The following is a 20,525-nucleotide window of genomic DNA, read 5'->3' on the forward strand; positions in this document are numbered from 1 at the left end:
TAATTCATGCTTGATATCAATATCCTTGCTGCGCGGGTCATGAACTGGTGCGATCAATTGGCCGCGATCAGTGCGAGCCCGGACGGCATCAGCCGTTTTTATTTGACGCCGGAACATCGCCGTTGCAATGAGCAAGTGGCGGAGTGGATGGAGCAGGCCGGCATGACCACCTGGACGGATGCGGCGGGTAATTTGCTCGGGCATTACGCCGGTGCAACGGATGATGCAAAAATTTTATTGTTGGGCTCCCATCTGGATTCCATTCCCAACGCCGGTCGTTACGACGGTATCCTCGGTGTGCTGTTGGCGATTGCGGCTGTTGAACAGTTGCACACGGACAATATTAAATTGCCGTTTGCTATCGAAGTTGTCGGCTTTGGTGATGAAGAGGGCACTCGTTTTGGTAGCACGCTGTTGGGTAGTCGCGCCCTGGCGGGTACCTGGAATCCAGCCTGGTGGTCGCTCGCTGATCGCGACGGTATTTCGCTCGCGGATGCGTTTAAGGAATTTGGTTTACAGCCGGACCACATCGGCACAGCAGCGTTAAAAAATGCGGACTTACTCGCGTATCTTGAAGTGCATATTGAACAGGGCCCGGTGCTGGAAGACACGGACCATGCCTTGGGAATTGTGACTTCCATTGCTGGCGCACGTCGTTTTCATATTGATGTAAAAGGTTATGCCGGTCATGCAGGCACGGTGCCGATGCATATGCGCAAAGATGCGTTGTTGGGTGCGGCATTGGGTGTGGAATTAATCGAGCGACTTGCCCGCGAAAACGGTGTGGTGGCGACGGTCGGGCAACTGGAAGTCTGGCCCGGTGCAGTAAATGTGATTCCCGGTCGTGCCCGTTTTTCGATTGATATCCGCTCGGGTGATGATGATCGGCGCGATGAAACCCTCGCAAAAATTCAACATGAATTTTCCGATATTTGTAAAAGCCGGCAACTGGCTTGCAATTGGACTGAAATTCACAACGCGCCGGCAGTGTTATGCGCTGACTGGATTCAGGGTGTGCAGGCTCAAGTGTTGGAAGACATGAATCTCGAACCGGTGCGGCTGATGAGCGGTGCCGGTCACGACGCCATGGCTATGGCCGAGATTACTGACGTGGCCATGTATTTTGTTCGCTGTAAAGGCGGGGTCAGTCATCACCCGGATGAATCGGTGATGGTGGAAGATGTGGCGCTTGCGCTTGATGCGCTAACCAGAACCTTGTTGAAACTTGGCGCCACCCTAAATTTATAAACCGGATTTATATTTCACTGGCGAATGTCGGATTACGCCTTTGGCTAATACGACCTACATGCTGGATTCATAAAAAAGCCCCCGACAAGCGAGGGCTTTTTTATCACCGTTTACCCATCAAACACCGGTACGTTTCTTTAACGCATCCTTGATGGTATCGCGCATCTTGCGCACGGCTTTTTCAGTGGTTTCCCAATCAATACAGGCATCGGTAATCGATACGCCGTATTTCAAATCACACAAGTCCGCCGGAATACTTTGATTTCCCGCACCGATATTACTTTCCACCATCAAACCGATGATCGACTGATTACCTTCCAGAATCTGGTTAGCCACATTCTCCATCACCAGGGTCTGTAACTCGTGGTTCTTGTTGGAGTTGGCATGGCTGCAATCCACCATAATATTCGGCACCAGTTTGGCCTTCGCCAGCTCCTGCTCACACACCGCCACGCTCACCGAATCGTAATTCGGCTTGCCATTCCCACCGCGCAACACCACGTGACCGTAGGTGTTGCCTTTAGTGTGGATGATCGACACCTGACCTTCCGTATTAATACCCAGGAAACGGTGCGGTTTGGATACGGATTGCAGGGCATTGATCGCTACCGTCAGGCCACCATCGGTACCGTTCTTGAAACCTACTGCCGACGACAGGCCACTGGCCATCTCGCGGTGTGTCTGGGACTCTGTCGTCCGTGCACCGATAGCTGACCAGCTGATCAAATCCTGCAAGTATTGCGGCGAAATCGGGTCCAGCGCCTCGGTAGCGGTAGGCAAACCAATTTCGGCAATATCCAGCAACAACTTGCGGCCGATATGCAAACCTTCCTGAATCTTGAACGAATCATTCAGATACGGATCATTGATCAAACCCTTCCAGCCCACGGTGGTACGAGGCTTCTCAAAATAGACGCGCATGACGATATAAATAGTATCGCTGACTTCCTCAGCGAGCTTTTGCAAACGTTGGGCATAATCTTTCGCCGCCTCAACATCATGGATAGAGCAGGGGCCGATCACCACAAAAATACGGTGATCCTTGCGATCCAGAATATTGCGAACAGTAGCGCGGCCTTGCGTCACAACGGCACGGGCTTTATCGCTCAAAGGGAGTTCCTGCTTGAGTGTAGCGGGCGAGATTAACAATTCCTGAGATACCACGTTGAGATCGTCTACTTGTGCGTCTGTCATTACATGCGTCCGTCGAAAAAGGTAAGTACGCGGCTATTCTACTGAAAAACTGGCGTTGATTGTGGATGTTTTTATCAATGGAATATATAGGGAGTAGCAATCAAATAAAAGTTCTTAATAGTCATTGCTGTGGGTCTTGCCTGCTCTTTCCCTCCGGACCTACACATAAAACTAACGCTTATTCGATGGCACTGAAGGAGTATGGGGTAGAGGGTTCGGGACCATCGGAGGCATGGATGCCGACGTTGAGCCTACAGGGAAGTATTCACGGCGTGTCCCGAACCCTCTACCCCATACTCCTGCCCCGCAAAAATTTTTTCACTTCCCTGTCAACCGATTCCCCCCGACTTCGTTAATCCCCCTGAAAGCGCGAAAAACCTCTCGCGCATCCACCGAAACCACCAGGAGAATCACCATGAACAAGTCCATCCTATCAATTGCATTGGTCCTCACTGTCGCCGCCACCAGCGCCCAGGCTGAGCGACGCAATATCCTCGACCGCACCGTCATCAATGCCACCGCCAATGGCAGCATCACCCGTCAGATCGAACGCCGCCCCACCGACAGCGGTGCAACCCGTGAAGTCACGCGCACCAACGCCCAAGGCGAAACCGCCACCCACAGCAGCGCCATCGTGCGTGACAATGAAGCCGGCGTCGCCACACGTACAGTCTCCGGTGTTGCCTTTGACGGCACATCCTATGCTGGTGAGCGGGTAATAAGCCGCACGGAAAATGGCCTGGAACGGGTGAGCACCTACAGCGATTCCAACGGCAATAGCCGCTCCGGTTCAGGTTCGCTAACCGTCGATAAAGAGGCAGGCACCATCAGCAAGGAAATGTCGGCAACACGCACCAATAGTGCGGGAGAAACCACCAGTGTGTCTGGCGAAAGTCTGCTGGCGCGCACCGAGGACGGGTTTACCCGCAATTCCAGCCATACCGACGCCAATGGCAATACCCGCACTCACTCGGCCGATGTCAGCGTCAATAAAGACGAGAGGAGTTTGACCAAAACGGTGATGGCTTCCGGACCCAACAGCCAGGCCAGCACCACCACCAGCGTCAAACGTGAACGCAGTGTAGACGCGGCCGAGTAAAACACGGGGCACGGCAGGCAGCTGTCGTGCCCGGATACCTGGGGAAACAGTGCGGCGCGCGCAACAGAAATAGTCGCTAAACTGTCGGTCAATAGTGCTAGTTCAATCTCACTTACGGAACCAGAATGCTTGCCAGAATAACACCCATCAATGCGGCAGCCGCTAAACCGGAAGGACAACCGCAAACCATGGATGGCTTTCTTGCTCAGGTAGAGCGTCGCGCGTATCGCACAGCATTGATGACAACCCGACGCGCGGCGGATGCGCTCGATATTGTGCAGGATGCAATGTTGCAATTGGTGCAGTATTACCGCACCCGCCCGCAGGAAGAGTGGCGCTTGCTGTTTCAACGAATTCTGAATAACCGCCTGATGGATTGGCACCGGCAGCAAACACGGCAGCGTAAATGGTTTTGGCAATCAGCACGGGTGGATGATGACGAATCCGATGATCCTATGCTGGCAGTCGCCGATGAAAAGGACATCAATCCGGCGGATTTATTGGCCCGGGCGCGGGATGTGGAGCGGGTTATCCATTTGCTGGAAGCCTTGCCTCTGCGGCAGCGACAAGCCTTCACACTGCGCGCCTGGGAAGGTTTTGATGTAGCCGCGACGGCGCAGGCAATGGAATGCAGCGAAGGCAGTGTGAAGACCCATTATTTTCGTGCGCTGCAAAGTCTGCGCGCCGCATTGAGTGACGATGAAGCATCACAGCAGAACAACCCCGGCGGAGAAAAACCATGACTAACGATCCTCATCAACCCACGAGCGAGCGCGACGAGCAACTCAGTCGCCAGGTGGCTGACTCGCTGGAGCGCAGTCTTGATGATCTGGACGAGCACACCCTGGCGCAATTGGCGCGAGCGCGCCGCACGGCGGTCAACCATCGCTCCTATAAACGGGAATGGATGGGCGGCCTGGCAGTCGCGGCCAGTGTGGCGGCGTTGGTTGTGGTGCCGATGGTCGGCCAGTTTGATCAGGCAAATCCCCAGCCGGATGCACAGGATCTCAGCATGAGTTATTTGCAGGAAGATCCGCAAATGCTGCTCGATATGGAGATGTTATTAGCCATCGGGGAGAGTGACATTGAAAGCTAATTACCTGCATATCGGTTTTTATTTGTGTTTAAGCGGCTCCGTCGTTTACGCGGCAGATGTGCAAGCACCTTCCGCCGAATTCTGGCAATACATGCTGGAATTCAGCAACGAAAAAGGTGAGGTCATTGACCCCATGGAGTTTGCCCAATTGCAACAATTACCGGATAACGCGGACGCAACCCGAACCGCAGACTCTTCAACCAGCAATCCGCACTCATCAGTTGCTGCGGAGGAATGACCATCATGAAAATTTTTATGCTGATTATTATCGTGTTAACCGGTATCAACTGCGCCTGGGCGGCTGAGGATACCGACTGGAAAAACCTGAGCGCAGAACAACAACAGTTGTTGCAGGCGATGCAACCGCGCTGGGATTCACTCTCGGTTGAGCAGCGCCAGCAATTACTGGTGCGCGCGGAAAAATTCGAGACCATGTCACCGGAACAACGACAAAACCTCATGAACCGCTTCCAGCGCTGGCAACAACTGTCGGATGAAGAAAAAGCAACGCTGCGGGCGCGCTATGAAACCTTTAAAAATCTGTCGCCGGAGCAACAGGAGGATTTGCGCAAGCGTTTCCAATGGTTTCAATCATTACCGGTGGAACAACAGGATGCCTTGCGTAACCGTTGGCAATCCCTGACCCAGGAGCAGCGCGATCAATTGCGTGAGCGCTTTCGCGATCTCAATCGCGAGCAGCGTCAATTGACACGCGAACGCTTGCTGAACCTGCCGCGTCTGCGGCAATAACCCGAACATCACATTAAAACGGGAGTGGAAGTTCACTCCCACAGAACCCGTTTGCTTTAAATTTGTATAACAACAGGAGTTTCACCATGAATAACAAAGTCACTTCCTGGAAATATTGTTTAACCTTGGGTTTGGTTTGTGTAAGCACACCGACACTGGCACAAAGCGATGACCTTGTGCATTGGGGTATGGACGTGCGTGCACAACGCGAACACCAAAGCTTCGACAACAGCGACGCCGATCTGAACACCATCAGCCTGCTGCCCTACGTGCAGGCGGGCAAATGGGACATCAGCCTGAGCTTGCCCTGGCAAAGTATCGAAGGTGAATATTTTGTTAACGGCTTTCAACCGACGCCATCGCGCATTTGTCAGCGGTTAAGTTCGCTGACGGATTTGCAGCGGCAACTACTGATCAATCGCGGTCGGGTGACTGGTGAGCAACTGGATTATTGTGACCAGCAAACGACGGAGCCGGAAACGGTGAGTGATTCGGTGTCGGGCATGAGCGATATCTCCCTGTTCGCTCGCCGTACGACGCAATTGGATGACGCAGGTATTTGGCTGGGCAGTATCGGGCTAGGTTACAAATGGGACAACGGCGATGAAGACACCGGCATCGGCAGCGGCACCCGGGACACGACGCTGGATTTGACCCTTAGTGGTTTACAAGGTAATTGGTTGGGTTATGTTGCCGTGGGTTATGTATGGATTTCCGGTGGCGTGGCTTACTCGGAGCCCGGTGATGAAGAGGGTGAAGTGATTAATTACGGCTACGATAATTACGCCTATGCCACGGTTGATGGCGGCTACAAATTCACGCCTTGGTTAACTCTGGGCGCCAGTGCCAACACGCAACAAGCCTACATTCCCGGTGGTGAGGATGTGGAGTGGCTGACGGCTTACGCGAATGTGCGAATGTTCGAAAAATTCCGCGTGCGCGCTTATGTGAATGATTATCTCGATGTTGCCGGTTATCCGGAGCAGGAGTTCGGTGCAAGTGTGACGTATTCGTTCTAAAAAATTTCCTACCGGTTGTCGAATCCAGCATCTACCATTCGACTAGGTTATGAGTTTTGTCATTGCGTGCTGATGCGCACTACAATTAGCTCCATAATCCATTAAAGAGGACGACACAATGAAAGTCATGGTAATCGTAAAAGCAACGCCCAGCTCCGAAGCCGGCATCATGCCCAGCACAGAATTGATGGAAGCCATGGGGAAATTTAATGAAGAGCTGGTTGACGCCGGTATCATGTTGTCAGGCGACGGTTTACAACCCAGCTCAAAAGCCGTGCGCGTACATTTTTCCGGCAACAACCGCACCGTGACCGACGGTCCTTTTTTGGAAACGAAAGAATTAATCGCTGGTTTCTGGATGTGGCAAGTGAAATCCATGGAAGAAGCCATCGAGTGGGTAAAGCGCTGCCCGAACCCGATGTTGGAAGATTCGGATATCGACATCCGCCCGGTGTATGAACTGGAAGATTTCGGTGAGGTCGTCACCCCGGAAATCGCTGAGCAGGAAAAAAAGCTACGCGAAAAACTGGAAAAGCAATCCCAAGCCTATTAATAAACACCCGTAGATCGGATTAGCGTAGCGTAATCCGACACTGTCCTGCCAAAAAAATACAAGTCGGATTGCCCCACACAATCCGACTTTATTTTTCCAGCAATACATTCCCCACAATAATTACCAAAACACCTCAACCCAACGGTTATCCTTCAAACACGGAAAATACAACGCCGTCTTCGTTTCACGCCCATCCATCACACCAAACCATTCCCGATAGCGCGCCAATTGTTCCCGGTAACTCTCGGTTTCCTGCGCAATAAATTCCGCTTCGGTCTGATTTTGCATAGGTTCGCTGCTTTTGTAATCCACAATCCAGCGCACGCCCTCGGCAACAAATGTGCGGTCAACAATCGATTCCCGCAAACGATCACTGTGCTGGTAGAGTGCCAATTCGCAGGCACTGTACTCATGGGAATTATCCAACAACCATCGGCCGCGCGAATCACTTAGTGTTTGCCTTAATGCACGGTTTACTCTTTCAATAGCCAAATTCAATTCGGCGTCCTGCCAACCGGATTGGCGCAATTGAATCTGCCAAAAAGGCGTCCGGCTTGTTAAATAGATATTGATATTTTCTCCGGTTAATTCATGCACCTGATTGCTCTCGGTGATGACTTGCAAAGTGCGATGAATCAGCGTGCCGGTGTGGCGCGCCAGGCGATTGCTGCGTGTTTCCGACTCCGGTAAGTTCTCTTCATCATCGTATTCGTGGCCGCGATACTGCTTGAGCAAACCAACGTCCGCTAAGGCGGGCAGCTGCCAATCCGGCGTCAACCGCAGGATATGTTGCAGACCCGGTTGCTCAATATTCAGCGCTAATTGCGGGGCAGGCGCCATTGGTTTTGCGGAGGATACGTGTACATCTTCTTTTACCTCCGTCCAAATACTGGATAGCAGCGAATTTTTATTGGGTGTAGTAAGGGCATCATCTTTTTGTTTTACACACGCAAGCAAATGCAAACGTTTGATGGCGCGGGTACAACCCACATAGAGCAAACGTGTGGCTTCGTAATGTTGTTGTTTTTCTTTTTCGGCACGCATAAAACGATAAATAGCGCTGTGGTCCTCGCCAGTGGCGGCAAGCGGGCCGAGCAACAACTGGTTTTCGCCCTGGGCATCCAGTCGTTCCTGCCACATCAATAGTTCGTTGTCGTCGCGACGCGGCAAACGATCAAGCCCGGGAATAATGACCGTATCAAACTCCAGCCCTTTGGATTTATGAATCGTCATCACCTGCAAACGCGGATCGGCATCGGCGCGCGGTTTGGCAAACAGTTTTTGTACGGCCGTATCAAACCCTTGCCAATCGCGGATACCGCCGCCTTCGTCATAGCGTTCGAGCAACGCAAAATAACTGGCTGCGTTATCGCTGTCGTTGCTGTCCAGTAAAACAGCCGGTCCGCCCAACGCCAACCACACGCCTTCGATCCACTGGCGCAAGGGCTTGCGGCGGCGCTGGCGCAAGGCGGGCTGTAACCTTGCCATCAACCGTGCGATTAATTTTTTTCCCTCAGCACTTAAGGCGTCGATATGGATATGGTGCTGCAATTGTTGCCAGATCACGGGATAGCCATTTTCTTTCACGCGCGGACTACGCTCACCTACATCGACATTGACGAGTGCATGAAGGTCATGTAAATCCAGACCGCACCAGGGCGCGCGAAGAATCGCGAGCCAGGCGATGCGATCCTGGGGGTTCAGCAATGCGCGTGTCAGCGACATTAAATCCACAATTGCCATACGACTGGCGAGGCTGTCAATGTCGGTGGCTTGCCAACGTAAGCCTGCTGCAGTTAATGCCGGTAATATCTGTGCGAGATGTGAACGCGTGCGAACCAGGATCGCTACTGTGCCCTCGGGATCTTCAGCACGCGCTTGTTGCACGAGTCGCACGACCTGATCCGCTTCATTGTGCTGCGCCGTTTGTTTGCCCGGATAATTGTCATTATCACCATTTTCGTCAAAGGTTTTCTCGCCCTTCGCGTTGTTGGTGTCGTTAACGTAAGCGCATGCAAAAAAACTCACCGCAGGGTCAGGTAAGTCCTGATTAAAGGCGATAGACGGCGAATATTTTACCGCGCCGCGACTGATGTCATCCTGCGCTGGAAATGCACAATGAAAGGTATGATTTACCCACTTCACAATCCCCGCCTGCGACCGAAAATTAACGCGCAAGTCCAGGGCTTGCAAATCAACACTGCCTATCCCGCGTCGACGTGCATCGAGAAACAAGCCGACGTTGGCATTGCGAAAACCGTAACAGGATTGCATACCGTCGCCCACGATAAACAGTGTGCGTCCGTCATCGGGCTGCCAGCCCGCCGTGAGTTTTTCTAGCAAGCGCAATTGTGGGCTGGCGGTATCCTGAAATTCATCCACCAGGATGTGACGAATGCGGTAATCCAGTTGCAGGGCAATATCCGTGGGCGCATCTTCATCCCCCAGCGCCAGTAAAGCAGCTTGCGAAATTGCACTGTAGTCCGTTGCGCCGAGTTGTTTAAACACGAGTGTTAATTGTGCAACTAGCAAGGGCAGCAATCGGGTCAGGCTATCGAGCAATTGCCATTGTTGGTCTTCATACGTTGATGTTGGCAAGCCGCGAATACCCTGGAGTAGCGCGGCGCATTCTGGTTGGGTTTCCTGCAATGTATCGATCAACTTTGCAAAGCGCTCTTTTAACAGCGTATTTTCCTTGCCTGCAGGAAAGCCTTCGTTTTTTGTCAGGCGTGCACGAAAGGTGCCGGTGTTGGTCAGTAATAGATCAGTAAACGCAACCCATTGTTCAACAGCATTGGGTTCACATAAGGGTAAGCCGGTAATACCTAATAATTCGCGAATGCGATGTTTCTGCGGCGCTTCCTGCTCAAGATTTTTTGCGGCCTGATCGGCGATCGCGCATAACTCGCTGGCGTGCAGTTGCAAGCAGGCTTGCACCTGTTGCAAGTGTTCGACAATCACCTGGTGCAAGGTTTGTTCAAGATAATCCCGCGCATGTTGCTGGCGCGCTTGCAGTAACACTTCCAACCACTGTTCACGTTTCGCGAGCAGCGCTACCAGTAAATTTTCAATACTGGCGAGATTATTATCGAGATGGCGCAGCAGGCGGGCGAGGTCATCACGTAACGGTGAATCCTGTTCCAACAACGCAAAAAATTCGCGCACGGCTAGACGATACGCTTTATTGGCATCTTCCAGGGTGTCGGGTTGCGCGCCCAGACCACTGGCCAGTGGCAACTGTTTGGTAATAGAACGGCATAAACTGTCGATAGTCTGCACGCGCAAACGTTGCGGGCTGGATAATAAATTCCAATTCAATTCACGATCGCGTTGCAGTACAGCTTGCGCCAGTTTCCAGGTAAGGCGTGCGTGAGGGTTGTCCGGTTCCGGCTGTTCTGCTGCCTGCCATAAGGCTTGTAATATCCGGTCCTGCATTTCACCGGCGGCTTTACGCGTAAAGGTGATGGCGAGAACTTCTTCCGGCGCGTCACAGTACGCCAGCAAGGTTAATACTCGCTGGGTCAATAGTCCGGTTTTACCTGAACCGGCTGGCGCTGACACTGCAAAGGATTGGGTGGGGTCCAATGCGGCGCGACGGGCGTCGATGTCTGGTGGTGAGTCGGGCGAAAAACTGGCGTGCGGTAATTGCTCAAGGTTCATGGCAATTCCCTCACGACCGATATGTTTCCGGCATCAACCAACGCACCGATGGTATCGGCTTCCAACAATCGGTTTAACGGAATTAAATCCGTTGCGTATTGCATGGCGGATGGGTCTTTAAAGTCGACCCGCGCATCGCCCGCGATAAAATCCTGGGCGAGTTGTTGCAAGCAACTTTGCCATTGCGCCAGTTGTTCAGGCCATTCCATGGGCGGTGGCTGAATGCCTTCGTGGAATACCGACAAATGCCCGGTGCCGAGCCATTGCACGGCTTTGGCATTGAGTTGCGCAAAAGCAATGGCGGCCACTGGTTCATGGTGGCTGACAGCATAGAGCGGCAACTGCGGTTCATCGGGACGTTCGCCGAGCCAGCTTTTGATTTTGGGTGAACCGGTTTTGTAATCAATCAATAACAATTCACCGGATTCCAGTTGATCGATGCGATCAATGCGTAGCTGCAATGTCAGGCCCGCAAAATTGACGGTACGTTGTTCTTCGATGGCTATCACGGTAAACGGCGGCCGCGTTTTTTCCTGCTCCAGCCACTCATGTAATAAATGCACAAGTCGTTCCTGTTCCAGCGAGCAATAAAAAGGCCCTAATTCCGCCGGGCGTTGTTGCTGTGCCGGGCGAATGGCTTCCGCTGCCGCTGTGTTGATCAGTTTGTGCAATTCATCATCGGACAAGGCGAGTAACTGGTGAGAGTTGTTCAGTTTGCGCCAGATAATGGCCAGCGCATTGTGCAGAATATTGCCGCGTTCAATGGCAGAGAAACCGGCCACTGGTTCGTTGATCTGTTCTGCACCGAGGCGCAAGCGCGCAAAGGCATTAAAGGGGCAGGCTGCCTGTTGTTTAAATACATTGCTGCCGCCGCGCACCGGTTTGTCATTCAGTAATAATTGCGGACCGCGTGAAACCTGCACCAGTTGCCATTGTTTTACCGCTGTGATGGTCTGTGCATTGTGTTGCGTGCAGCTGACACGGGTGAGCACCAGATCAGTTAACGCTGTCTCCGGAATAGCACGAATTAAGGCACTGGGACGCAATTCATTTTCCGTATCACTATGAGCTGAACTGAACACCACCTGCGCTGCGCAGTGGCGATAATTTTCCGTCAGCGCCTGCGCAAAAACCAGTTCACGTTCAGCGCTGGCGTGAGGCATTTGATGGTCGCGTTGTAAGGCCATCGGCAGCAGCGGATTGGGTGCGGGTACCGGCGGCCATTGGCGATGATGCAGGCCCATGACCCAGCAATGACTGAAATGTAGGCCGGCGCCTTCCAGCGCACCCAGGATTTGAATGGGGGAATCCGGTGTCTGTGCCTGAAACGGCGTTTTACCGGCGAGGTTGCGCAGTTGTTTCAACGCTTGATGATGATCAAGTCGCAACCCGGTGCTGTCCAGGGTGGCAAAATCATCCAGCACCTGATGCCAGAGTTTGACTTGCTGGAACTCCTGGCTATCCAGTCGACGCGTTCCAGGCCAACCCAGTAGGTTTAATTGTTGTTGAAAAAAATCCACCCAATAGCCTGCCGCGTGTTGGCCGAGGCTGGCGCGGCGTTGATTTTCCAGTGCGATAAGCCGTGTAGCAAGATTATCTGTTGAGATTATCTTCAAGGCATCGCAGATTTTGCGCGAGTGGTAATGCAAATCCGCTGCACTGATCATAAATTTGCCTTGCTTGCGCAGCCGTTCACAAATGCTGGCACGCAACGTCCATTCGTTATCAGCGTCGCTGAAAAACGGGGATTGCATCAGATCGCACAAGCTGTCCAATTCCCAGGGACCGCGCGTGAGGTTCAATAATTCCAATGCAGCATAAATGATCGGCGTCGCTGCCAGCGGCGTACCGGCGGAGAAGTTAAATGGCAAGGTGTAACGCGGTTTATCCGGCAGCTTTGCCAGGGGTTCAAAGACATCGGTAAATAAGCGCTCTACTTGATCGCGACATTGTCCGAGGTTGGGCACAATAATACCGATCACCGCATCCGCATCATGTTCCAATATCTGTTTTGCCCAGAGCGCAGCAGCGTTGATTTCCGTTTCATCATCTGTTGCGCTGACACGGTCGATTTTATTGTGGGTAACGCGTTGTGGTGGCAACGGAATAATGTCCAGGCTGGCCAGATTTAACACGTGATTAATCAGCGGCGGAATATCATCAAAGCCTTGCAGGTAAATGCGCATTGGGCGCGCCAGTATATTGCTAGCGAAGGCATCGGCAACAATATCGAAAGATTTCTCCTCGGTGATCAATTGCATTTGTGCGAGACGCGTATTGAATTCCTGTAGCCAGCTCACAAAATGTTGCGTGTTTTGATTTTCAAATCCGTGCAGTGCCTTTTCATCCAAACGCCATAACGCGAGATTGCGTAACGCACTGTCTGCACTTTGGGCCAACGACTCCGGTTGCAGCAACGCATCGCTGACACTGGAATGGGTGATGACATCTTCCCACAGGTATTGGCGTTGCAAGGCGCTGGCAATCATCACCTGACTAGGCTCATAGGCTTGATCTTGCAATTGGTGCCAACATTCCCGTAGCCATTGATTCAACGGGTAAATAGCTGGTGCTGCCCATACGCTCTTGTCTTGTGTTTGCTGGTAAACCCCATAAGCGCGCAGTATGTGGTTGCGCAGGCGATTATTGGCCGTGAGAATTAAATCGCCCTGGGACAAGGCGGGCAGCAGGGGAGTGATATCAAACAATGCAGCGACCATGCCGAAACCTGTGTAAATAATCGGTTATTGAAGTGGCGTTATCATCGCACAGGGGTATCGTTAAGGCTATGTCTGAGGCTTGGTTATCGACAATGTCAACACGCCACAATGTCGACTTTTTCCAATGAAAAATTGCTCAATGCTGCGCGCAGTAATTCCACTTCACGGGTGGCTTTGGTAAACAAGGCCAAATGACAATGACGTAAATCTGTGCGGGAAACGGGTGGTGGTTGGTGCAATAAAAACGCAACCCTGCGGGCGATGGCTTCGCCGGAATCAATGAATTGAATCGTGCCTGGCAGGCATTGGCGCAACTCATCTTGTAACAACGGAAAGTGGGTGCAGGCGAGGACTAACGTATCCAACTCTGCAGCGCGCGGTGCGGTAGCAAAGGGTGCAACAATCGCCGCGATTTTTTCCAGCGCAATAGTTTCGCCGCGCAATTTTTGCTCTGCCAGGTGAACCAGCTCGCTGCTGCCGACAGAAATGACTGTGCAGTTTCCAGCGTATTCCCTGATCAGGTCGTGCGTGTAGGGGCGAGCCACGGTGGCCGGTGTTGCCAATAAGCCAATGAGTTTGGTTGCAGAGTGTATGGCAGCCGGTTTTATCGCCGGCACCACACCGACAATGGGTTGGGTAAAGTGACTGCGGATATGGGGCAATGTCAGGGTGCTGGCGGTGTTGCAGGCAACCACAATGATATCCACCGGACCGTACCCCTGCTCAATGTGCTGCAATAATGCGTGCAGCACTTTATCGACGCGTGCGATCAACTCGTCTTCAGATTTTGTTCCGTAGGGAAAGGCGGCATTGTCAGAGGCGTAGAGATATTGGCAGTCCGGCAAGCGTTGCTGGATTTCGCGCATAACACTCAGGCCCCCCACGCCGGAGTCAAAGACCAGGATGCGTGGAGTGTGCTGTATGGTGTTCATGTAACGATTCAATTCCCTCGGGTTTGAAAAAGTTTTTGGTGCTGTTCGCTGGAAATTCCCGGTGATGGCTCATTTAACGTCTGGCGGGACAACAAACCGGCGATGGCGAAATAATACTTGCGATCTTCAGCAGAAAAAATATCCATCCGGGCAATGTCATACGCGCATAAAAGAGCTGTGCGTGCACTGTCATATAAGCCCAATTCCCATAAGCACTGGCCCAGGCGCAAATGTATAAAAGGCGCTTGCGACATCTGAGGGCAACATAAGGCCGACTGCAAGGCCTCGCGACCCGGCTGGTATTGGCCGGAACGGAAATAGCTATCGCCGATGGCTGTCAACACCCAGCCCGCTTCAACACAATCTGTTTGCGGCTTGGGCAGAAGCAGCCAGGCTTGATAGAATAGCCGCAAGGCAGCCTTGTAATCGCCGGCATCGTAATGCTGGTATCCGGTAGCACAAAGCTGACGGATCTTGCGGGTGAGCTCGGGATTAGTGGAAGACATGATACCTTGAACAAACGGGTTCGTGGGATGGCGATTGTATTGGGGCCTTCACCCGGTATACAAGTACAACCACGGATTCGGTGAACTACCGCACCAAAGCGCGCCTCGCTGGCGTATCGACGGTCAATAACCCGGCAATTCATCGGCCGGTTCAATAGGAACGACTTTTGGATAATCACACTATCATCCTGCTGGCCGCTGCGCTGGGGGGACTATTGTTGGGCGTTATACTTAGCGCATTGCTACTGCGCCGACGCACGGATGAGGCGGTATTCAGCCGTACCCGTGACCTGGAAACCGAACTGGCGAGCCGTCAGAGCGCATGGGATCTGCGCGAGGCCGGCCTGATTCGTGAACTCGATTACCTGCGCAGCCAGCAAGAGGAATTGAAGTCGGTGCTGCGAGATGGCGACCAACAGCGAACGCAACTGCAGCATCAGCTTGGTGAAGTACGGCAGGAATTTGCAGCGGCGCGTGAGAAACTGCAGTTTCTGGGTGATGTGCAACTACAGTTGCGCCGGAGTGAACAGGCAGCTCACACAGCACAAAATGAACTGACTGAATTAAAAACCCGACTCGAACAGGAGCGACAAAATTTTGCGGAACAACTTAAGCTCTTGCAGGATGCAAAGCTGGATTTGAGCAAGGAGTTTGAAAATATTGCCAATAAAATTTTTGACCATAAACAACAACAGTTTTCCAGCAGCAGTAAGAGTTTGCTGGAGACGACGCTTGATCCGTTGCGATTGCAACTCAATGAATTTCGTCGCAAGGTAGAAGACGTTTACGAAAAAGAAACCGCTGACCGCAACCGCCTTGCGGGACAGGTACTGGAACTGCAAAAACAAACCCAGAAGATCGGTGAAGATGCGATCAACCTTGCCCAGGCATTGAAAGGCAATTCCAAGGTTCAGGGTAATTGGGGTGAGGTGGTGTTGGAGCGCTTGCTGGAACAATCCGGTCTACAGAAAGGACGTGAGTACGATACCCAGATCAGTTTTACCGACGAATCCGGCAGCCGTCGTATGCCGGATGTGATCGTGCATTTGCCGGAGAATAAAGACATCATCATCGACGCCAAGGTCTCTCTGGTCGATTATGAAAAATATTGTAATACCGATGATGATCTGGAACGCCAGCGCTACTTAGCCGCGCATGTGGCGTCTTTGCGCAGCCACATCAAGCAACTCAGTGTGAAGGATTATGAAAAACTCGATGGCGTTAAGTCACTGGACTTTGTGTTTATCTTTGTGCCGGTTGAAGCGGCTTTTCTGCTGGCTTTGCAACATGAACCGGGCTTGTCCCATGAGGCCTATGATCGGCGTATTATCCTTGTTAGCCCCACTAACTTATTGGCGATTCTGCGCACGGTAGAAAATATCTGGCGATACGAAAAACAGAATCGCAACGCTGAACGTATTGCTCGCGATGCGGGTGCGCTACACGATCAATTCGTGCTGTTGCTGGAATCTCTCGACAGTCTCGGCAACTATCTGGATAAAACCCGCGAAGCCTATGACACAACGCGCAAACGTTTGCAGACCGGGCGCGGCAACCTGGTCAAGCGCGTGGACGATATCCGCCGCCTGGGAGCGAAAACCAAAAAACGTATTGATCGTGAACTGATTGATGATACGCCGCTGGACGACGAACAATTGCTGGAGGAGCTACCTGAAGACTCAGTTGAAAACTCAACTGATGTGCTCCCCGAAAACAACACCTGATATTGAGGTTTACCCATGAGTCTTGAAATAATCCTGTTGGTTATCGGTTTGATTATTGTGAGTATTCTGGCGGCTATTGCCGGCGTGCTCTTGTACAAGGTACATCAGAAAAATCAGGTGCAGCGCGCTTTATTGGCTGAGAAGGAGCAGGCGATAAAGGAACAGCGTGCGAATATCAACCGCAGTATTCAAATTCTGGCCCAGGCTTCCCAGTCCGAAGATTTGACCCTGACAGAAGCCTGCATTCGAATCTCGGTTTTACTCGACAGCCTTGGTGTGGATGATGGCGTGCGTGAAGAGTTCTCCGCGTTTTATCAGCTGCGCAGCCTCACTGAGCATATTCCGATTCTGGATGGTTGGAAAAAACTGAGCCGCAAGGAGCAGATGCAATTTGATCTACAGCGCATGAAGCACGAAGCCAGTTATCGCGACTTCGTGCTGGATGCGGCGGTGCGTATCAAAGGGCGCGAGTTTTAGCGAGTCTTTGAAAGATTTTTTCGCCGTAAGATGGCACCACATTCAAGGTGGTGTGTATAGGGAAATTGATCAAACACCGCAAAGTCGGTGATCTCGTGTGTTTGGGTAATTGTCCGCAGATTGTCACGCAAGGTATCAGGGTTGCAGGAGATATAAATAATATTGTCGAAGCCCTGGGTAATGCCGGTAGTCAGTGGGTCCATACCGGCCCGTGGTGGATCGACAAAGATGGTGCTGAATTTATAGCTGTCCAGGTCGATATCTTTCAGGCGGTAAAACGCCCGTACTTTGTTCAATGCCTGAGAAAATTCCTCGCTCGACATCCGCGCAACAGCCACATTCGTCACCTGATTCAGCTTGATATTGTAAAGCGCCGAATTCACGGACGTTGTGGCTACTTCAGTGGCCAGTACGCGGCCGAAGTTCTGTGCCAGTGGCAGGGTAAAGTTGCCGTTGCCGCAATACAACTCCACCAGATCGCCACCAAAACTGTTGCTCTTTTCTACCGCCCAGGTCAGCATTTTTTCGCACACTTTCGCGTTGGGCTGGGTAAAGCTGGCTTCAACCTGCTGGTAATGAAAAGGTTTATTGCCTACCTGTAAGGTTTCAGTGACGTAATCCCGATCTATAATTTCTTTTTGCCCGCGACTGCGACCGACAATAGCGATATCTAAAGCCTGATGTAAATGTTGTGCAGCCTTACGCCAGTCGTCTTTCAAATTTTTGTGATAAACCAGGGTGACCAATGCCTGACCGCTGAGCGTGGTTAAAAATTCGACCTGGAACAGTCGCTGTCGCAAAACCGGTTCCCGGTGAATGGCGGCCAACAATAGCGGCATTAACTGGTTAATTTGTTCGGAACCCACAGGGAAATTTTCAATGGGGTAGGGTTTGCGGTATTCACCCGGTTTGAACATCGCATAGCTGACGGTGTCGCCTTCGTGCCACATCTTGAATTCGGCGCGCATCCGGTAGTGTTTTAACGGTGAACGAAAGACTTCCAATGCGGGCAATGAAAATTCAGCAAACTCCTGCTGTAAGCGGTCGAGTTTATCGGTAAGTTGGTGTTCGTAAGCGTCGGGGGAGAAGGAATCAATAGTCATGCAGTCAGGTCATAAAAGGGTGTTGAAGCGCGTGCAAATCAGCATTTTGCACAAGGCGGCGTTAAGCCGCCATGATACGCGAGTTTGGTGATGAAAGCCTGTGGCTTGACACATTAACGTTGCTGGGTGCACTTACCCCATTCGCAACTGATCAGTGAAACGGGAGCCTCTCCGCAATAAGAGGCATAGGCTTCGTGCGGCCATTGGTTATGCACCACAATAAACTGCCCATCCGGACATTCCTTTTTAAATTCTTCAAATAATAAAAAGTAAGAGCGGCCATTTTCCCGTTCAGTGGTTATATCGCCAGCCAGGGTGGGTACCGGAACAATTTTAGTGGTATCACCGGTATATTGTTGTTGTAGTGCTTGCAGATCCACGTGTGCCTGCTCGCCCTGGGTTAATGCCATCTCTTGTTGCGCGATGGTCTGAATGCGCCGCACACAGGTCTTCTGCTGATTAGTCAGGGTGCGTTGTTTGAGGTTCAATTCATCAATTGCACGCTTCCTGGCGTTGTGTGCCAGCATAACGGCGTTCAATGAAATAGCTTGTCCGTCATAATTTATGGCTTGTGGACCCAGTTGTGTCGTGTAGTAGTGATCGGCGGCAAGGATGGCGGGCCAATTTTTATCGATCCAATCCTGCTGCACGGTGACCGCCTCAAGTTCGGCATCATCTCCCAAAGGCGTGCATTGATTAAAAATACTATTGGTATAAACCGCTTTGGTGAGTATGTCGGTGGCAAGTTGAATCAGTTGAGTCGGATCTTCAGTGGGCGTCACAACAGGTTGTTGCGCGCAGCCGGAGAACAGGACGGCCATACACAGCGGTGAGAACAGGCGAGTAATCTTTTTTTTCATGACGGATGCTCCCGGGTCACATTTTTTTATCGGGTAAAGGCAGGCGAATCGTAAAGCGTGTTCCCTTGCCCGGCGTCGAATCCACTTCAATCTTTCCTTTGTGGTGCTCGGTGATGATGAAGTAAGACACCGACAACCCCAGGCCCGTCCCTTTGCCCACTTCTTTGGTGGTGTAAAAAGGCTCAAAGATGTGACTTTTAACACTGTCCGGCATACCGGGACCATTATCTTCCACCTCGATCACCACATGTGTTGCTTCCGCGTGGGCGCGAATGTTGATGGTCGGTTTGAACTGCGGCTCAGCGTTATTTTGCAGGTCACTGGCCAGCGCTTGTCGTGCGTTGCGCAACAGGTTGAGAATGACTTGCTGAATCTCGGGCGCCGAGCCCATCACGCCAGGTAAATCGGTGCTAATGTCTTTGACAATCTTCGGTGGTTTAACTTTAAGTTCTTTTGCTTCACCGGTGTTAATGCTTAATTCAACACTGTGATCAATCACACTTTTCAGGTCCATCAGGCTGGTGTTGCGATTGCTTACATGGGAAAACTCCAGCATGTTGGTGACAATCTTGGCCGCGCGTTCGCCGGCTTCTTTGATGTCTTCGAGAAAGCTGTAAATATTGCGCTCACGCAAATATTCATACACTTGCTCCACATTGATACCCAGGTTTTTTGTCACCTCGTGATTGGATGCCAACTCAGGGGACGTGCGGCGATAAATATTTTGCACACTGTGCAGGATCGCCCCGATGGGGTTGTTGATTTCATGGGCAATGCCCGCCGCCAACTCTCCCAGTGATAACATTTTTTCATTCTGGATCATCACGTGTTCCATCTTGACCCGCAGGGTCACGTCATCGATTCGAATCACCGCGCCTATGCCTTGGGCCGCAATCAGCGGATAAATGGTCATGTCCATGTAACGTGCCTCTGTGCCCTGGCCCTGTTGCATGTTTTCATTAACCAGCGGTGCACCGCTTTCAATGGTTTTCTTGATGGTTGCAAGGCTAATGGGCAGGCTGGGATAAACCTCGTTCAAGTGGCGATGCAATGCCTCATCGGCGGAGATGCCGGTATTAAATGCAGCAGAAGCGTTCCAGTGAGTCACATAGCCTTGATGGGTAACACCGATCAGTACCGAAGGCATGGAGTTAATCATGCTGTGCAGGTAATCCTGGGTTTCGCGCAATAACAACACCGTGGCTTCGTGGCGGGCAATCTCATCCTGCAAGCGGTTGTTGGTTTGATGCAGACTTTCGGTTCGCTCCGCAATCTTGCGCTCCAGTTCCCGCTGGGATTCCTTTAATGCCTTGCGCGCCCGTTTGTTGTTAAGGCGGCTGCGTTGCAGGCCGATGATCAGCAAGCTTTGCAACAGGAACATCAGGGTGATAACCAGCCACAGGATATTGCTATAGCCGCTAGCGCGACTTTCTTGCTGGGCCAGCGCGGGCAGGGGGCTGATAAGGTAAAGCCACACCACCGCGCCCAGCCGCATAAAAACAGGATGAGCAAGCAGGATACCGCTGATGTTATTGATAGGCTTGGGCATGACACCACGCAGAAATGGGCAGATAAGAAGGCACA

The 20,525-nt window shown here is 51.9% G+C and carries 18 protein-coding genes; 10 read left to right on the forward strand and 8 right to left on the reverse strand.

The window, feature by feature from the left end; all coding sequences use genetic code 11:
• Positions 1-6 precede the first annotated feature (6 nt).
• On the forward strand, positions 7-1,248 hold the full coding sequence (locus CBR65_RS01585) for an allantoate amidohydrolase (protein ID WP_087465238.1): 1,242 nt from the start codon (positions 7-9) through the stop codon (positions 1,246-1,248).
• A gap of 117 nt (positions 1,249-1,365) precedes the next feature.
• On the opposite strand, the gene CBR65_RS01590 is transcribed toward CBR65_RS01585, so the two are convergent.
• Positions 1,366-2,442, reverse strand: coding sequence for a 3-deoxy-7-phosphoheptulonate synthase (locus CBR65_RS01590; RefSeq protein ID WP_087465239.1), 1,077 nt, complete (start codon positions 2,440-2,442; stop codon positions 1,366-1,368).
• Positions 2,443-2,857: 415 nt separating this feature from the next.
• On the opposite strand from CBR65_RS01590, the gene CBR65_RS01595 reads away from it, so the two are divergent.
• The 7 genes from CBR65_RS01595 to CBR65_RS01625 all read left to right on the forward strand — a co-directional run bounded on the left by CBR65_RS01595 (position 2,858) and on the right by CBR65_RS01625 (position 6,959).
• Positions 2,858-3,541: a hypothetical protein gene (locus CBR65_RS01595; RefSeq protein ID WP_087465240.1), complete on the forward strand. Its 684-nt coding sequence runs from the start codon at positions 2,858-2,860 to the stop codon at positions 3,539-3,541.
• Between the two features lie 125 nt (positions 3,542-3,666).
• On the forward strand, positions 3,667-4,284 hold the full coding sequence (locus tag CBR65_RS01600; RefSeq protein ID WP_087465241.1) for an RNA polymerase sigma factor: 618 nt from the start codon (positions 3,667-3,669) through the stop codon (positions 4,282-4,284).
• Positions 4,281-4,637, forward strand: coding sequence for a hypothetical protein (locus CBR65_RS01605; RefSeq protein ID WP_087465242.1), 357 nt, complete (start codon positions 4,281-4,283; stop codon positions 4,635-4,637). The genes CBR65_RS01600 and CBR65_RS01605 overlap by 4 nt, the downstream gene beginning before the upstream one ends.
• Positions 4,627-4,875, forward strand: coding sequence for a hypothetical protein (locus tag CBR65_RS01610; RefSeq protein WP_157671942.1), 249 nt, complete (start codon positions 4,627-4,629; stop codon positions 4,873-4,875). Before CBR65_RS01605 ends, CBR65_RS01610 begins: the two co-directional genes overlap by 11 nt.
• A 5-nt stretch (positions 4,876-4,880) precedes the next feature.
• The gene (locus tag CBR65_RS01615) at positions 4,881-5,387 is read left to right on the forward strand and encodes a DUF3106 domain-containing protein (RefSeq protein WP_157671943.1); all 507 of its coding nucleotides are present in this window, start codon (positions 4,881-4,883) and stop codon (positions 5,385-5,387) included.
• An 86-nt stretch (positions 5,388-5,473) separates the two neighbouring features.
• The gene (locus CBR65_RS01620) at positions 5,474-6,406 is read left to right on the forward strand and encodes a hypothetical protein (protein ID WP_087465245.1); all 933 of its coding nucleotides are present in this window, start codon (positions 5,474-5,476) and stop codon (positions 6,404-6,406) included.
• 118 nt (positions 6,407-6,524) lie between these two features.
• On the forward strand, positions 6,525-6,959 hold the full coding sequence (locus CBR65_RS01625) for a YciI family protein (RefSeq protein WP_087465246.1): 435 nt from the start codon (positions 6,525-6,527) through the stop codon (positions 6,957-6,959).
• Between the two features lie 120 nt (positions 6,960-7,079).
• On the opposite strand, the gene CBR65_RS01630 is transcribed toward CBR65_RS01625, so the two are convergent.
• From CBR65_RS01630 to CBR65_RS01645, 4 genes are all read right to left on the reverse strand, one after another.
• Positions 7,080-10,619 carry an exodeoxyribonuclease V subunit beta gene (locus CBR65_RS01630; RefSeq protein ID WP_087465247.1) on the reverse strand — a complete coding sequence of 1,180 codons (3,540 nt, stop codon included), beginning with the start codon at positions 10,617-10,619 and terminating at the stop codon, positions 7,080-7,082.
• Entirely contained in the window at positions 10,616-13,339 is a 2,724-nt protein-coding gene (locus CBR65_RS01635) for a PD-(D/E)XK nuclease family protein (protein WP_087465248.1), read from the reverse strand. The genes CBR65_RS01630 and CBR65_RS01635 overlap by 4 nt, the downstream gene beginning before the upstream one ends.
• Before the next feature lie 95 nt (positions 13,340-13,434).
• A complete protein-coding gene (murI, locus tag CBR65_RS01640) occupies positions 13,435-14,271 on the reverse strand; it encodes a glutamate racemase (protein ID WP_087465249.1) in 837 nt (278 codons plus the stop codon).
• A gap of 8 nt (positions 14,272-14,279) precedes the next feature.
• The gene (locus tag CBR65_RS01645; protein WP_087465250.1) at positions 14,280-14,777 is read right to left on the reverse strand and encodes a tol-pal system YbgF family protein; all 498 of its coding nucleotides are present in this window, start codon (positions 14,775-14,777) and stop codon (positions 14,280-14,282) included.
• A 167-nt stretch (positions 14,778-14,944) separates the two neighbouring features.
• Between CBR65_RS01645 and rmuC the strand changes: the two genes are divergently transcribed.
• Complete coding sequence (rmuC, locus tag CBR65_RS01650) at positions 14,945-16,501, forward strand: DNA recombination protein RmuC (RefSeq protein WP_232461308.1); 1,557 nt, start codon at positions 14,945-14,947, stop codon at positions 16,499-16,501.
• 15 nt (positions 16,502-16,516) lie between these two features.
• Positions 16,517-16,978 carry a DUF2489 domain-containing protein gene (locus CBR65_RS01655; protein ID WP_087465251.1) on the forward strand — a complete coding sequence of 154 codons (462 nt, stop codon included), beginning with the start codon at positions 16,517-16,519 and terminating at the stop codon, positions 16,976-16,978.
• On the opposite strand, the gene trmA is transcribed toward CBR65_RS01655, so the two are convergent.
• The 3 genes from trmA to CBR65_RS01670 all read right to left on the reverse strand — a co-directional run bounded on the left by trmA (position 16,975) and on the right by CBR65_RS01670 (position 20,490).
• Complete coding sequence (trmA, locus tag CBR65_RS01660) at positions 16,975-18,081, reverse strand: tRNA (uridine(54)-C5)-methyltransferase TrmA (RefSeq protein ID WP_087465252.1); 1,107 nt, start codon at positions 18,079-18,081, stop codon at positions 16,975-16,977. The genes CBR65_RS01655 and trmA overlap by 4 nt on opposite strands.
• 113 nt (positions 18,082-18,194) lie before the next feature.
• Positions 18,195-18,941 carry a hypothetical protein gene (locus CBR65_RS01665; protein WP_087465253.1) on the reverse strand — a complete coding sequence of 249 codons (747 nt, stop codon included), beginning with the start codon at positions 18,939-18,941 and terminating at the stop codon, positions 18,195-18,197.
• 16 nt (positions 18,942-18,957) lie between these two features.
• Positions 18,958-20,490 (reverse strand): nitrogen regulation protein NR(II), encoded by a 1,533-nt coding sequence (locus tag CBR65_RS01670; RefSeq protein ID WP_232461309.1) that lies wholly within the window; start codon positions 20,488-20,490, stop codon positions 18,958-18,960.
• Between the last annotated feature and the right edge of the window lie 35 nt (positions 20,491-20,525).

This window comes from Cellvibrio sp. PSBB006 (genome assembly GCF_002162135.1).
GTDB lineage: Bacteria > Pseudomonadota > Gammaproteobacteria > Pseudomonadales > Cellvibrionaceae > Cellvibrio.

What these genes read in the sequence shown, in the direction of transcription:
- CBR65_RS01585 (WP_087465238.1), top strand. Translation starts at nt 7, where the DNA reads ATGCTTGATATCAATATCCTTGCTGCGCGGGTCATGAACTGGTGCGAT.
- CBR65_RS01630 (WP_087465247.1), bottom strand. Translation starts at nt 10,619, where the DNA reads ATGAACCTTGAGCAATTACCGCACGCCAGTTTTTCGCCCGACTCACCA.
- CBR65_RS01655 (WP_087465251.1), top strand. Translation starts at nt 16,517, where the DNA reads ATGAGTCTTGAAATAATCCTGTTGGTTATCGGTTTGATTATTGTGAGT.
- CBR65_RS01590 (WP_087465239.1), bottom strand. Translation starts at nt 2,442, where the DNA reads ATGACAGACGCACAAGTAGACGATCTCAACGTGGTATCTCAGGAATTG.
- CBR65_RS01615 (WP_157671943.1), top strand. Translation starts at nt 4,881, where the DNA reads ATGAAAATTTTTATGCTGATTATTATCGTGTTAACCGGTATCAACTGC.
- murI (WP_087465249.1), bottom strand. Translation starts at nt 14,271, where the DNA reads ATGAACACCATACAGCACACTCCACGCATCCTGGTCTTTGACTCCGGC.
- CBR65_RS01645 (WP_087465250.1), bottom strand. Translation starts at nt 14,777, where the DNA reads ATGTCTTCCACTAATCCCGAGCTCACCCGCAAGATCCGTCAGCTTTGT.
- CBR65_RS01665 (WP_087465253.1), bottom strand. Translation starts at nt 18,941, where the DNA reads ATGAAAAAAAAGATTACTCGCCTGTTCTCACCGCTGTGTATGGCCGTC.
- CBR65_RS01600 (WP_087465241.1), top strand. Translation starts at nt 3,667, where the DNA reads ATGCTTGCCAGAATAACACCCATCAATGCGGCAGCCGCTAAACCGGAA.
- CBR65_RS01635 (WP_087465248.1), bottom strand. Translation starts at nt 13,339, where the DNA reads ATGGTCGCTGCATTGTTTGATATCACTCCCCTGCTGCCCGCCTTGTCC.
- CBR65_RS01670 (WP_232461309.1), bottom strand. Translation starts at nt 20,490, where the DNA reads ATGCCCAAGCCTATCAATAACATCAGCGGTATCCTGCTTGCTCATCCT.
- CBR65_RS01595 (WP_087465240.1), top strand. Translation starts at nt 2,858, where the DNA reads ATGAACAAGTCCATCCTATCAATTGCATTGGTCCTCACTGTCGCCGCC.
- trmA (WP_087465252.1), bottom strand. Translation starts at nt 18,081, where the DNA reads ATGACTATTGATTCCTTCTCCCCCGACGCTTACGAACACCAACTTACC.
- CBR65_RS01605 (WP_087465242.1), top strand. Translation starts at nt 4,281, where the DNA reads ATGACTAACGATCCTCATCAACCCACGAGCGAGCGCGACGAGCAACTC.
- CBR65_RS01625 (WP_087465246.1), top strand. Translation starts at nt 6,525, where the DNA reads ATGAAAGTCATGGTAATCGTAAAAGCAACGCCCAGCTCCGAAGCCGGC.
- CBR65_RS01620 (WP_087465245.1), top strand. Translation starts at nt 5,474, where the DNA reads ATGAATAACAAAGTCACTTCCTGGAAATATTGTTTAACCTTGGGTTTG.